Source organism: Legionella sp. MW5194, from assembly GCF_016864235.1.
In the GTDB taxonomy this organism is placed as follows: Bacteria; Pseudomonadota; Gammaproteobacteria; order Legionellales; family Legionellaceae; genus Legionella_C.
On sequence record NZ_CP045732.1, the window covers coordinates 2,868,999 to 2,882,500 of the forward strand.

Sequence of the window (13,502 nt, forward strand, 5' to 3'; positions counted from 1 at the left end):
AACAATCTATTCATCCGCTCGTGTTAGGTTAATCGACTGCACTGCTTTAAATCAGAGATCAATGCCAAAATGACCAAATAATACCATATAAGCCAACAATTATACATATTGGATTTTTTTAAGAAGAGACCCTGGCAGCGTGATTTCCTGCCAGGTCACGATTCTATCCGCATTAAACGCTGAAATGCTCATCATCATCGCTGTCGTGCTGCTCCACGACGGCATTGGCATCGTCCTTTATTTTCCCCAGCTGATCTTTCAGGGCATGCAAATGGTCAACCGCATCACTGTCTATTGGCAAAGGCCTAGCCACAATAACCTGGGCTTCACGCGCCGCTTTCAGTATACGTGCCGATTCAAGCATGGCGGTAGCAAAACTTTCATTGAACTCACTCATGATACTGGACTGGTTAAAGGTGTCGACGGAGTGCTCAACCACCAGATTGATGGCTTGGTTCTTGCCGATAATATTGATGACTTTTTTTACCCGATCGTAGGCATCATCGCAGGTGTGCAGGGGTTTTCCGGTCGTGAGATCAAGCTCCATCAATTGCGAGTCGTCATTGCTGCTTAATACCTTACTGGTGACGGTTTCCTTTTGCATGGACACAACGACTTGCCTGTACAAATCGCTTGTCGAAGCATGGACCGGAACATGGGCACCGTAATCGGGATTGTACTGCGTATCAAGGTAGTGTTTGAACCCATTGGCCGCTTCCTTAAATTCCGCTAATTTTTCACTTAAAGCTATGTTTTTAGCGTAATCGTCAAATATTTTAAAAAAATTCTTCTCGGGTGCGGCGGGAAATTTGGTTTGCAAATGCGTCAATAGTGCACCCGAAATATCATCATCAGCCCCCGGGTTATGTTGCGTCTCATAAAGAGTAATTTCTTTCGTCAATGCGGCGACAAATGCATCCGTCTTATCCCGGTAGGCACAGGCTTCGATCGCGTGCTGCACGTAGGCATTGACCCAGGGATAATGGCCAAGCGCCTCCTGCACATCCGCCAGGGCAGGATTAGGCCCCAGAGCCTGCAGTTCGGTGCTGCAGGCGAGAATTTGTTGATCCAGCAGGTCGGTGCGAAGATTTTTTACCGTATCGGCCAACTGGCTGTTTTGATCCAGGACTAATTTCACACCCTGATAAGTCAGGTTGGCCGCATTTTGCTGGGAATGACGCGCATAGGCTTCCACCAGGTGCTGTTTAGCCAGGGCCTCGTTCATGCCCACCAACTCGTTAAATTTGGTGCGCATGTCGCTGGGCTTGACCTTAAAGGCCTGAATTTCCTCGACGCTAAAAAAGGGAATATTGTCCGCATGCTGCCGCCAGCGAACCAGGTTATCGAATCCGTTGTGGCCGCACTCCACGGAATCGGCGAGCATGATGCCGTCATCTAACAGAAAATCGCGGAATTCATTGGTAAAGGCCGCACTGTAACAGGAACCAAAAATGGCAGCCCCCGTATTCATGCCTTTGTCTTCCAGTTTGGCAATGATAGCCTGAACGGTTTTTTTCTTAAGGCCACTTGTCTCTTCATCCACCTGACCATTAAACCCGCCGCCGTGACCGCCGCCCAAATAAAAAACACTGACATGGCGATTTTGCTCATAGTCCTCCAATTTACCTAAAATATAGGCTTCTGCATCCTCCTTGTTGTGATCCAGATGCAGAATCAAATGATCCCCAGTGTTTTGACGAGCGGAGGCGTAAACAAAATCCCTGACACTCGTTTCCCGCAGCAGACTGGCAGGAATGGCTTCATTGTTATTCAGCTTGGTCTGAAATTCTTTCAATTTCGCGGGTGAAGCGTCGTTAATGACCAGCGGTTTTTTAAACTGGCATAAGGCAATGATCGACGCGACTTCCGAGTCCGTCAGCGCAGACACATTGCGAATGATGAGGGCTGATTTATCCACTTGATTCTCCTTTTTTTTCGCCATTCCATAACACCCCTTTTCGGGGTGCAGGCTTATACAAAGCGGTTACTTTGGCCGACAGGCGAGCTGTTCTCAGTCTTTTTCGATTGATTCTGGTAAAAAGAATAGGGATTGTGATTGGGGTACTCCCCCTTCACCAGTGCTTCGTAACGTTGCTTTACCCTCCCCATAAAACTTAATTCTTTTTGCTCGTCAGCCTCAAATTTCACTTTTTGGCCCAGCGTTTCAAAAAGCATCTGGGCGACTTTGTCTGCCCCGGTTAGACCAGACAGACTCGAATCATCCAATCTCACGCTTTCGAGCTTTGGCGTATTGAGTTGTTTTAAGAATTGCTCAAGCGTGTGTAAATCCATTTTTTGCAGCGAATTATTGGCCAGATCAAACATCAACAGTCCGCTTTGGGCTAAGGCGTTGGCGATTGCCAGTAAATCTTCCGCCTTGTTTGCGCCTAAATTGTTGACACATAAAATCAATTTTTTAATGTTGGAATCTTTAAATGCCGCAATCAACTGGGCCAGATCCGCTTTCAGAAAACTCAGACCATTGTGCGATAAATCGACGGATTCAATGCCTGGTGCATACTGCTTGATGGCTTCCACCATGGCAACTAATTCCGAAATGGTTCTCTTTCCAAGTTTCGAACCAGCCAAATCCAGCGTCTTGTCAGATCCTTCCTCTTTCTTTTCCCCTTGAGTCGGATTCATAAAAAAATGTTTAATTTGTTCGTCAAGGGGGGTATCGGCTTTTAACTCAATCTTCATGTGATCCTCACAATAAAGTAATGTAATAGTCTATGGTAAACCGGACTTTATAAAATACAAGCCTGTTTGCGTAGGAATATGCCAAAATCAAGCGGCTTTTTTTGAGGATTGGTGGTAATCTCTTTTTTATTTACCTGACTGTTTCAGCACGTGGTTCATTCCGTTTTTGAAATTCGCGGCCTGCATTGTGAATTGGTCCGCAAACCCATTAAAAATTTACACCTGCGTGTCTACCCCCCGGATGGACGCATTCAGGTTAGTGCGCCATTGCGCATGAATCAAAAGACCATTGAGCAATTTATTATCGCCAAACAGGATTGGATTGAGCAAAGCCGTCAACGCTTTTTATCCCGGGTACCACCCGCACCGCGACATTACAATGACGGGGAAATCCATTGCCTTTTTGGCCAGCCGTACATTTTTATGATTAAACCGACCTCGAAACGCCCATTTTGCTCGCTCAATGGGCAATTCTTGTGCTTAAACATCGCAGCCGAAGTGTCTAATGAGGCTAAAGCGTCGCTGGTCGAGGGGTGGTATCGTGAACAACTTCGACAGCAGCTGAATGAACTCATCCCTCGCTGGGAAAAAAGGATTGGGGTTAAAGCCAATGCCGTTGGCATTAAAAAAATGAAAACCCGCTGGGGCAGTTGCAATACTCGCACCGCACGCGTTTGGTTCAGCCTGATGCTGGCTGAAAAACCCCTCGCTTGTCTTGAATACGTGGTAGTGCATGAACTGGTTCATTTGCTGGAAGCAAGCCATAATCATCGCTTCCATGGCTTTATGAACCAGTTTCTTCCGGATTGGCAACAACGAAAAGCCTTGCTGAATCGTTAATTGGAACAGGGTTTATTAGCCCCCGCACAAGCGTCATCGCAATAAGCCAGGCTTTTTTCTACCTGAATGGTCGAATGGTGAATATTATGCTCCTCCTTAAGCTGTCTGACTAACCGCAAACGGGCATCATCGCTTAATTCCTGCTCCGGCATCCATAAGTGCACCGACAAGGCATTCTCCTTGGTGCTTAACGCCCAAATGTGTAAATCATGCACCTGCTCCACGCCTTTTTCCGCCTGTAGCAATTGCTGTACCGCCATCCAGGAAATCCCACGCGGAACCGCGTCGATGATCAGACGGAAGCTGTCAGTAAACAGCATCCAGGTTCCTTTGAGAATAATAAAGGCAATCAGTAAACCGACCAGCGGGTCAATCCACAACCACTGGGTCCAGTACATTAATGCGGCCGAAATCACCACTCCGACAGAAATCAGCGCATCATAAAACAAATGCAGGTAGGCACCGCGAATATTCAAGTCATCACTGCCACGAATGAACAAGGCAGCCGTTGTGCCGTTAACGACGATACCCAGGCCTGCCACCATCATGACAGACAAAGCTTCGATGTCGGAGGGAGAGAACAATTTATACATGGCTTCCGTCGCAATAATACCGCAGGAAAACACCAGCAAAACCCCGTTCGCCAACGCGGCGAGAATGGAGGTTTTCTTCATCCCGTAGGTCGTGTGTTCTGTTGGCAGCCGTTTGAGCAACCCATTGGCTATCCAGGCCAGGATCAAACTGAGCACATCCCCAAGATTGTGAATGGCATCCGCGAGCAGGCTGGTGGAATTAGCCCAGTAAGCATACAAAACCTGAATGATCACAAACACGCCATTGGCGATAATGGAGATCAGGAAGGCTCGATTAAATTCAGCGGGCCCATGATGATGCTCATGGGCATGACCTTCGCCGGAATGATGATGGTGGTGATTCCCCATGCGCTGTCCTATTGCTCGACTGAGCTGGACTCCGATGAATCCAGTTCATTGCTGTAATAATTAATACCAATTTTAATCCGATCACGCTCGTTTTGTTTACGCCAATTGTTCGTATCACGCAACGAATAAACGCAGCCGCAATATTCCTGCTTGTAAAAATTTTCGCGCTTGGCAATTTCATACATGCGCGCCGCGCCGCCGTTTTTACGCCAATTGTAAGTCCAGTATTCGATGTGGGGATATCGGCTTGCTGCGCGGGTGCCGGCGTCATTAATCTGATTCATGTCCTTCCAGCGCGAAATACCCAGTGAGCTGCTGATGACGGGAAAACCGTGTTCATGCGCATACAGCGCCGTGCGCTCAAAACGCATGTCAAAACAGGCCGTACAGCGTTTCCCACGCTCAGGCTCCCACTCAAGCCCCTTTACGCGGGCAAACCAGTTGTCCTTGTCATAATCCGCATCAATAAAAGGAATAGCATGTTTTTTGGCAAAGGCGATGTTTTCCTGCTTTCGGATTTCATATTCCTGCACCGGATGAATGTTTGGGTTATAAAAAAAGATGGAAAAGTCGATGCCTGAATGAAGCAGGGCTTCCATGACTTCCCCGGAGCAGGGTGCACAGCAGGAATGCAGCAGCAATTTGTCTGCGCCATTGGGAAGAACCAGTTGTTCACGTTCAATCATGATGTGCTTTCCCCCCTGTTAATAAAGTGTTCACGGTAATAAACCAATTCAGCGATGGAATCCTTGATGTCATCCAGAGCAAGATGTTTGGATTCTTTGATGACGCCATTCATTAATTGCGGCCGCCAGCGCTTCACCAGTTCTTTGAGCGTGCTAACATCCAGATTGCGATAATGGAAGAAAGCCGCAAGTTCCGGCATGTACTTGTAAAGAAAACGCCTATCCTGGCAAATGCTGTTGCCGCACATGGGTGATTTGCCTTTGTCCAGGTATTGCTTTAAAAAATCAATGGTCATTTGTTCTGCCTGGGCTTCATTGACCGTTGACTCCTGAACCCGTTTCACCAGGCCGGACTGGTTGTGTTGCCGGGTATTCCAGTCATCCATCCCTGACAGCACCGCGTCGCTTTGATGAACAGCGATAACCGGGCCTTCGGCCAGGATAGTAAGCTGTGAGTCGGTCACGATGGTTGCAATTTCGATAATTCGGTCGCCTTCGGGATCAAGTCCCGTCATCTCCAAATCAAGCCAGATTAAGTTATTGTTGTTTTTCATAGTTTTCCCACGAATCAAGATCCGATTTAATGGCTGCCGCACGGCGCTTGCTCAACTCATCCTTGATGGCAGCGCCCTGATAGCCTTCGTTCAGCAGAGCCTGTGCAGAAATCTGATTGCAGACAGCGTACATAGCCCGCCAAAAAGCGCTTTGTCCGTAGCGATTTTTTCCCTTTCCCAGAGAATCTGCTTCGCAAACGGTTAACAATTTTTCAAATTGCTGCGGCCGGCGAAAAGCATCGGTTCGCTCCAGCACTTTGACAATGGTCTGAGGTCGTAGCTCTTCCACCCGATGGATGAGTAAATGAAAGCGCGAAACCAGCACAGCCAGTTTACGGTATTCAGCCGGAACACGCAGACGATGACACAAGGATTCTATCACACTCACACCGCGTTCTTCATGACCGTGATGTTTTGGCCATTGGCGCATCGGTGTTAGGGCTTTACCCAAATCATGCACCAACGCGGCAAAACGGGACGTGGTGTCATCGGTCAATTCAACAGCCGCCTGTAAAACCATCAACGTATGGATGCCGCTGTCGACTTCGGGATGGTAGCGGCGTGTGTTGGGCACACCAAACAAGGCGTGAATTTCGGGTAATATCACCGGCAGAGCGCCGCAGGATCGCAAGGTCATGATGAACACGTCCGGATTCTTTTCCGACAAAGCCCTCTGCAGCTCCTGCCAGACGCGCTCGGCGACCAAATGATGCAACTCGCCATTGTTAACCATCTTATACATCAGCAGGCGGGTTTCATCCGCCACTCGAAAACCTAAATGCGCATACCGTGCGGCAAACCGTGCTACGCGTAATACACGCACAGGATCTTCAGCAAACGCAGGTGACACATGCCTTAACCATTTGCCCTGTAAATCCTTGGCCCCGTGGTAAGGATCAATCAGTCGCCCCTGGTCGTCCATGGCCATGGCATTTATAGTCAAATCGCGCCGCATCAAATCCTCTTCCAGCGTCACATTAACATCGTACTGGCAATCAAAACCGTAATAACCCGGCCCTTTTTTCCGCTCCGTGCGTGCCAACGCATACTCCTCCCGTGTTTCAGGATGCAGAAAAACCGGGAAATCCTTGCCGACCTGTTGATAACCTTGCTGTAATAATTGTTCAGGCGTACCGCCAACAACCACCCAATCCTGTTCTTTGACCGGGTAACCAAGCAGTCGATCACGAACAGCGCCGCCCACCAGATACACTTTCATACTCTACCTTTTCTTAAAGACTGTCTTTTTTTTTGAAAACGGGCGATTATTTTCATACACTTGCTTTATGGGAATCTACCAATAAAAAGTCAATAAGGCAAAAATTTGGCATATTAACGGGAACATGAGACGTGCTCATTGCTCAGGTAAGGCAGCAATACAGGGATGCAATACTGTCTTTCCTTTCAATTTGCCATCATACTGCAGTTTCAGCCATTATAGACTTCATTGATTATGAGTAAAAGACGAATCAATAAACAACAAAGCGCCCGCATCCAGAAAATACAGGCCAGCTACCGTCTTGATGTCACCAATGACTTGTCAAACAATGAAGACGGTCTCGTTTTAACGCGATTTAGCCGCCATGCCGAAGTCGAAACCACGGATGGGCGGCGTGTGCATTGCTCCATCCGACCGAATATCGAGTCGCTCGTAGCAGGCGATCGGGTCATCTGGCAAACCCAGGGGACTGCTCAGGGCGTTGTAGTGAGCTGCTACCCCCGAAAAACCGTTCTCGAACGCCCGGACAAACGTGGCATGCCGCGTGCAGTAGCCGCCAATATCACGCAATTGATGGTGGTTGCCGCGGTGAAGCCGGAATTAAACTGGCCACTGCTTGACAGCTACCTCGTGATGGCGGAACACCTGAAATTGAAAGTCTGCATTCTTCTTAATAAAGTGGACTTGCCCTGCGATACATTAAAAGAACAGTTCCTCGCGACTTATGTCCCTCTGGATTATCCCGTTTTGTTTATCAGCCGCGAACAAAACCTGGGTTATGAATGCCTTGAATCGCTACTGGCTAATGAGACCAGTGTTTTTGTGGGACAATCCGGCGTTGGCAAATCGTCAATCATTTCCCAAATTTTACCGGAGGAGAACAACATTCAAACGGCCGAGATTTCCTTAATCTCCGAATTAGGCTGCCATACCACCAGCAACTCACGCCTTTATCACTTGCCGCATGGGGGGGATTTAATTGATTCGCCGGGCGTAAGGGAATTCAGTTTGTGGCAAATGCCGGTGATTGACATTGTTTACGGTTTCAGGGAATTTCGTGAACTCACTACCTCCTGTAAATTCAGAAATTGCAATCACATGGATGCACCAGGGTGCGCCATCGTGGCGGCAAGCAGTCAGGACAACCGCCTTCATCGCCGTTATGAGAGCCTGATGAAACTCATCAATCAGCGTTTGCCTGCCTCTTATTAGGTATACAATGCGAGCGAGTGAGCTGGTTTTTCGGGAATTTCAACAGTTAATTTTTTCTCGATGTACTCATTTAAAAACGTCCGGTGTTGAGACGTTTCGGTATTCGAGTTGATGACCTCGCTGAATTTCTTCAACACGCCGGTGAATGGCAAATCGTCTAAATTATTGAATTTCACTTCACCCAATTTGCTTTTGATGGATTGAATGCCATGTTCAACATCGGGCGTGAAAAACCCACCATGCTGGTTTTTAAGTTTCTGATAAACACAGCGGTGGAGTAAAAAGTCGAACACTTTTTCATAAAACAGTTGGGGTGACTCCATTTTGTAAGCGCGTAACTTTTTTAAAACATCTTCTTTTTGTGTTCCCAAGCGGGTCAACAATTCGACAAATTTGATATTCACCCGGATCCAGATTTGGTAACTGTTTTGATCCTGAGTTAAGGTGTGTAATGCTTCTTCAATAAAATTTTCGACGTGTTTTCTTAATTCCGGCTTTTGAATGGCCAGATCCGATAACACAACCACCAGAATTTTCGGATCAAACGCAGTCAGATTGCTATCGAACAACGAGCCATTTTTAACACTTTGCAGCCATTCATTGGTATCAGCAGAACGCAATATGGCAGTCCTCATCCTCTCATCCTGCAGAGCAGGGATAATGATATTCTCCATGATGGACGCATAAACAAAACGCATGTTATTCGTGCCATTTTTAAGCGCTTCTTCTACAGCAGCAAACAATTCACTGCCTGTTTTGGTGACAAAATTGCTGCAATCCCATAATGATAAATTATACCGTCCGGCTAAGACACAATTAAATTGATGAGTCATCAACGAGACCATAATAATCAGAACGCGTCGTGTCGCCTCTTCCTCATCAATGCCATCATAACTTCGATAAACCCTGCGTGCGGAGAAGGCGCGCATGTGCTTTAATTCATTGAATTTTTTTAGTTCAGCCTGCGGATTATAATCACAGACCAGTTTCGCCAGGTGTTTCGTATACACGGCGACACATTCACGAGCCGAATCTTCATGGCTTTTGCCCGTTTGAATATCAAACAGGATTTTAGCTACTGTGAACCGATCCTGGCGCCAGGTGATTTTTTGTTGATACAATCGCTCGCGCTCATCCTCTGGCAGTTTTCTCACAAACTCGCTGAATTCACCATAGGCTATTTCAGCCTCAACCGATTCTTTAGGGGTATATTCCTTACCATAAATTAACCCGCTCGGATACAACGCGGTATTAACCAGTCTGGCTAAGGCCTCCACGGTACTTTTTTGAATGGCGGGTACCGATTTACCTTCTTCAGCGCGCAGATAATCATCATAAAATTTAGTGAATTTCAGACGTTGCTCTTCTTTAAGCGTAAAGAGTACGGGGACTTCCGGATTACAATTGTAAAAAGTGCCATGCGTTTTATGGTGATTGACACAATTGGTCAACAATATCAATTGAGTGCCGTTATCAGCCAGGATGAATGACGTCAAGGGATAAGCCATTAATGAAGCCGCTGTCACAGGATCATTGTCATGGGATAGGGTAGGAATCAGGATGCGATAATAATTGCGGTTGATAAGTCCCGCGCCTGCCAACCTCTGGGCCAGTGTAATCCATCCCTTATTCACGTCGGTCGTTAATCGCAGGTAATCGTTAGGCGTGTCAATAATGCTATTCCATCTTGACTTATAAAGCGCAGCGATGTGTTCCAGAACCTCATCATCAAGGGTTGATTTTCTTTTCAATGTCTCTTTGATTTGTTGTAATGTAACATTGAGATGAGAGTAAGGGCGGCAATCCAGTTGATTAAGCAGCTCCTCCAGATCAGTAAGGGTAAGGAATGGGCCCGCATTTATCGCCTCATAGCTTTTACTAAACGCAGGGCTTGTGGAGACAAATGCAGGGTTTTTAACTGACAACCATTGCGCCACGGGTGCAAGTTTGTCTTCAATGTCTGCCTCGTTTTTCCAGCAAGAAACCAGAATTTCGAAAAGGTAGATGGGTTTATCCTGATAGTTGAACTTAAGTCCATAAAAATTACTGGCTTGTTTCAAGGTGCAATTATTAATTTCGCCTTGTAAATTGAGTAACGCAAAACGAAGTTCCTTACGATCGTTCTCCTGCACGGCATTGAGCACATCCAACAAAGCCATAAGCAATTGAGGAGAGTAGTCTTCTGATTTCTTCCAGTCAGGTGCAATTTCTTTAAGTAAGTAACTCCAAAAGCTATCATATTGCATGTTACCCAAATTAAACGACAACCCGTCGCCTGTTTTACTCTGCAAACGATGCATTTCTTTTATTGATAAAATTCGAGGGCTGATGTCTTTGGGGATATCATGGATTGCCATCATGCCTGTTAATTTCAACTGTTTAATCAGGGCTTCAACGCTGTGCCAGGTTTTATCATCGTCACCTAAAAAAAGTGAACTGGGTGAGTAGGATGAGATTTTGGAAAAGCTATCCGGATCGAATTTGGACACGGGCATTAACACTTCGAGATAACTTTTTTTCAGTTCTCGTCCTAAATCCTGAGCGAGATCAACCCAAGGCTGATTTACACCCGAGGCATTAAATGTATAATCCGCATTGCTATCAACAATCTCCTCCCATCGTTTGATGTAACAGGCTAAGAGAGCATTGATGTCTTGCTCGTTGAGAACAGAATCAGGTGATAAATTGGAATATTTCACCCTCATTTCATCAATGAGAACTGCATCGCTCGGATGTATTGCTTGCTCTTTATTAGAAAATAGAGTGAGGAACTCATGTATACGACTTACTAACATACTACCCTGCTTCCCAAAATAGGGTTCTCCATTCTATCGTAAATGAAACTCATTTACGAGTTAAAAAATACTCAAAGGCGAAGTTATTATCCGAATGTGTCTTTCCAGAAAATCATTTAAGGTACAAACCGGATAGGCTGATGATACCTAAGCCGGGGTGTCGCTAACCCATTTACAAAGAAAGTTACCTATGCTTTACGCAAATACATTGGAGTAAGTTAGTGCTTGCCAAGAAATGACTAGTGTTAGGAATGTGGGGTATGGGATTTAGTTGTAGTCAATGGTCTTTAAGGACAGCAAGCATAGAATTGCCTATTGTCATTCCACTTAGGTGTAGAAACATGGGATTTACTGGATGGATGATTTCGCGCCTTCGCGGGCAGGGCCGCATTGGGTGCCATGTTGGCTTGCCAATCCGCGCTCTTATCCTGTTCTGTCCTGCCTGCGCAGGCGGGCAAGCAATTGAAAGCCGGCTGGTCGTGTCTTAAGGCCAGGCCTAAGGGTTACCTGAGGGTACCAAGACGCGGCAGAAACACTGGGGTAAACCAAGCGCAGGTCTGTAATGATTTCAGCAAATTTTACGCAAAAAAAAACGGCTCAGTATCCACTGAGCCGCTTCACAATAAAGCCCTGGCGATGACCTACTTTCACATGAGGAAGCCTCACACTATCATCGGCGCGAGTCTGTTTCACTTCTGAGTTCGAGATGGATTCAGGTGGTTCCAAACTGCTATGGTCGCCAGGAAAACGATTTAAGCGTCATGGTTGTCTCTGTGTTAACGGAGATGGCCATGAGGCCGGTAAAAAATAGAGTCACATTCATGTTATCCACATAACCTGAAGCGCATCAGGTTATATGGTCAAGACAATCAGCCAATTAGTACGAGTTAGCTTCACGCATTACTGCGCTTCCACACCTCGCCTATCAACGTCGTAGTCTTCAACGGGCTTCATGGGAAAACTCATCTTGAGGGAGGCTTCCCGCTTAGATGCTTTCAGCGGTTATCCCGTCCGAACTTAGCTACCCGGCAATGCCACTGGCGTGACAACCGGTACACCAGAGGTTCGTCCACTCCGGTCCTCTCGTACTAGGAGCAGCTCCTCTCAATTTTCCTACGCCCACGGCAGATAGGGACCGAACTGTCTCACGACGTTCTAAACCCAGCTCGCGTACCACTTTAAATGGCGAACAGCCATACCCTTGGGACCTGCTTCAGCCCCAGGATGTGATGAGCCGACATCGAGGTGCCAAACACCGCCGTCGATATGAACTCTTGGGCGGTATCAGCCTGTTATCCCCGGAGTACCTTTTATCCGTTGAGCGATGGCCCTTCCATACAGAACCACCGGATCACTAAGACCTACTTTCGTACCTGCTCGAGCCGTCACTCTCGCAGTCAAGCACCCTTTTGCCTTTACACTCTTGGTACGATGTCCGACCGTACCGAGGGTACCTTTGTGCTCCTCCGTTACTCTTTGGGAGGAGACCGCCCCAGTCAAACTACCCATCATACACTGTCCTCATCCAGGATTACTGGACCAAGTTAGAACCTCAATAATAACAGGGTGGTATTTCAAGGTCGGCTCCATGCGAACTGGCGTCCGCACTTCTTAGCCTCCCACCTATCCTACACAGTTATCATCAAAATCCAGTGCAAAACTATAGTAAAGGTTCACGGGGTCTTTCCGTCTAGCCGCGGGTACACTGCATCTTCACAGCGATTTCAATTTCACTGAGTCTCGGGTGGAGACAGTGTGGCCATCGTTACGCCATTCGTGCAGGTCGGAACTTACCCGACAAGGAATTTCGCTACCTTAGGACCGTTATAGTTACGGCCGCCGTTTACCGGGGCTTCGATCAAGAGCTTCTCCGAAGATAACCCCATCAATTAACCTTCCGGCACCGGGCAGGCGTCACACCCTATACGTCTTCTTACGAATTTGCAGAGTGCTGTGTTTTTAATAAACAGTCGCAGCCACCTGGTCTCTGCGGCCCTCAACAGCTTTGTTGCGCAGGCAACTAACCATCAAGGGCGTACCTTCTCCCGAAGTTACGGTACCATTTTGCCTAGTTCCTTCACCCGAGTTCTCTCAAGCGCCTTAGTATTCTCTACCTGTCCACCTGTGTCGGTTTGCGGTACGGTTTCCTATAAGTTATGGCTAGCAGCTTTTCCTGGAAGCCTGGCATCAATGACTTCTCTGTACCCCGAAGGGTCAGAACCACTTCGCACCTCCGTGTTAACAAGAGACCGGATTTGCCAAGTCTCTCCACCTACGTGCAAGTACCGGGACAACCAACGCCCGGCTCACCTAGCCTTCTTCGTCCCCACATCACCACTTATAGAAAGTCCAGGAATATTAACCTGGTTCCCATCGACTACGCCTTTCAGCCTCGCCTTAGGGGCCGACTCACCCTGCTCCGATTAACGTCGTGCAGGAAACCTGGGACTTCCGGCGTGAGGGTTTTTCACCCTCATTATCGTTACTCATGTCAGCATTCGCACTTCTGATACCTCCAGCCCACTTCTCAATGAACCTTCATCAGCTTACAGAAC

Annotated in this window: 9 protein-coding genes and 2 rRNA genes (1 of these 11 only partly in view); 2 read left to right on the forward strand and 9 right to left on the reverse strand. The window is 47.2% G+C overall.

The genetic code is table 11. From position 1 onward, the window contains the following. Positions 1 to 172 precede the first annotated feature (172 nt). Complete coding sequence (locus tag GH742_RS13265) at positions 173 to 1,942, reverse strand: hypothetical protein (RefSeq protein ID WP_203455364.1); 1,770 nt, start codon at positions 1,940 to 1,942, stop codon at positions 173 to 175. Between the two features lie 29 nt (positions 1,943 to 1,971). Next, positions 1,972 to 2,700 carry a hypothetical protein gene (locus tag GH742_RS13270; protein ID WP_203455365.1) on the reverse strand — a complete coding sequence of 243 codons (729 nt, stop codon included), beginning with the start codon at positions 2,698 to 2,700 and terminating at the stop codon, positions 1,972 to 1,974. Positions 2,701 to 2,850: 150 nt separating this feature from the next. Between GH742_RS13270 and GH742_RS13275 the strand changes: the two genes are divergently transcribed. Continuing rightward, positions 2,851 to 3,540: a M48 family metallopeptidase gene (locus tag GH742_RS13275; protein WP_203455366.1), complete on the forward strand. Its 690-nt coding sequence runs from the start codon at positions 2,851 to 2,853 to the stop codon at positions 3,538 to 3,540. Here GH742_RS13275 and GH742_RS13280 read toward each other — a convergent pair. From GH742_RS13280 to GH742_RS13295, 4 genes are read right to left on the reverse strand one after another with little or no spacing between them, the layout of a single operon-like run. Further along, positions 3,537 to 4,481 carry a cation diffusion facilitator family transporter gene (locus GH742_RS13280; protein WP_203455367.1) on the reverse strand — a complete coding sequence of 315 codons (945 nt, stop codon included), beginning with the start codon at positions 4,479 to 4,481 and terminating at the stop codon, positions 3,537 to 3,539. The two genes, GH742_RS13275 and GH742_RS13280, sit on opposite strands and share 4 nt — an antisense overlap. 8 nt (positions 4,482 to 4,489) lie before the next feature. Next, entirely contained in the window at positions 4,490 to 5,167 is a 678-nt protein-coding gene (locus tag GH742_RS13285; RefSeq protein WP_203455368.1) for an epoxyqueuosine reductase QueH, read from the reverse strand. Next, entirely contained in the window at positions 5,164 to 5,721 is a 558-nt protein-coding gene (orn, locus tag GH742_RS13290; RefSeq protein WP_203455369.1) for an oligoribonuclease, read from the reverse strand. Before orn ends, GH742_RS13285 begins: the two co-directional genes overlap by 4 nt. Next, the gene (locus GH742_RS13295; RefSeq protein ID WP_203455370.1) at positions 5,705 to 6,940 is read right to left on the reverse strand and encodes a multifunctional CCA addition/repair protein; all 1,236 of its coding nucleotides are present in this window, start codon (positions 6,938 to 6,940) and stop codon (positions 5,705 to 5,707) included. The genes orn and GH742_RS13295 overlap by 17 nt, the downstream gene beginning before the upstream one ends. 234 nt (positions 6,941 to 7,174) lie before the next feature. Between GH742_RS13295 and rsgA the strand changes: the two genes are divergently transcribed. Next, complete coding sequence (rsgA, locus tag GH742_RS13300) at positions 7,175 to 8,152, forward strand: ribosome small subunit-dependent GTPase A (RefSeq protein WP_203455371.1); 978 nt, start codon at positions 7,175 to 7,177, stop codon at positions 8,150 to 8,152. Here the strand turns inward: rsgA and GH742_RS13305 are convergent. From GH742_RS13305 to GH742_RS13315, 3 genes are all read right to left on the reverse strand, one after another. After that, positions 8,149 to 10,947, reverse strand: a complete 2,799-nt coding sequence (locus GH742_RS13305) for a hypothetical protein (protein WP_203455372.1) — start codon at positions 10,945 to 10,947, stop codon at positions 8,149 to 8,151. The two genes, rsgA and GH742_RS13305, sit on opposite strands and share 4 nt — an antisense overlap. Before the next feature lie 628 nt (positions 10,948 to 11,575). Then, positions 11,576 to 11,691, reverse strand: a 5S ribosomal RNA gene (rrf, locus tag GH742_RS13310). A 112-nt stretch (positions 11,692 to 11,803) separates the two neighbouring features. Further along, positions 11,804 to 13,502 (reverse strand): 23S ribosomal RNA (locus GH742_RS13315) (it continues 1,196 nt past the right edge of the window).

Bases quoted from the DNA above. Each gene is read 5' to 3' on its own strand.
- GH742_RS13265 (WP_203455364.1), bottom strand. From the start codon at position 1,942: ATGGCGAAAAAAAAGGAGAATCAAGTGGATAAATCAGCCCTCATCATT.
- GH742_RS13270 (WP_203455365.1), bottom strand. From the start codon at position 2,700: ATGAAGATTGAGTTAAAAGCCGATACCCCCCTTGACGAACAAATTAAA.
- GH742_RS13280 (WP_203455367.1), bottom strand. From the start codon at position 4,481: ATGGGGAATCACCACCATCATCATTCCGGCGAAGGTCATGCCCATGAG.
- GH742_RS13285 (WP_203455368.1), bottom strand. From the start codon at position 5,167: ATGATTGAACGTGAACAACTGGTTCTTCCCAATGGCGCAGACAAATTG.
- orn (WP_203455369.1), bottom strand. From the start codon at position 5,721: ATGAAAAACAACAATAACTTAATCTGGCTTGATTTGGAGATGACGGGA.
- GH742_RS13295 (WP_203455370.1), bottom strand. From the start codon at position 6,940: ATGAAAGTGTATCTGGTGGGCGGCGCTGTTCGTGATCGACTGCTTGGT.
- rsgA (WP_203455371.1), top strand. From the start codon at position 7,175: ATGAGTAAAAGACGAATCAATAAACAACAAAGCGCCCGCATCCAGAAA.
- GH742_RS13305 (WP_203455372.1), bottom strand. From the start codon at position 10,947: ATGTTAGTAAGTCGTATACATGAGTTCCTCACTCTATTTTCTAATAAA.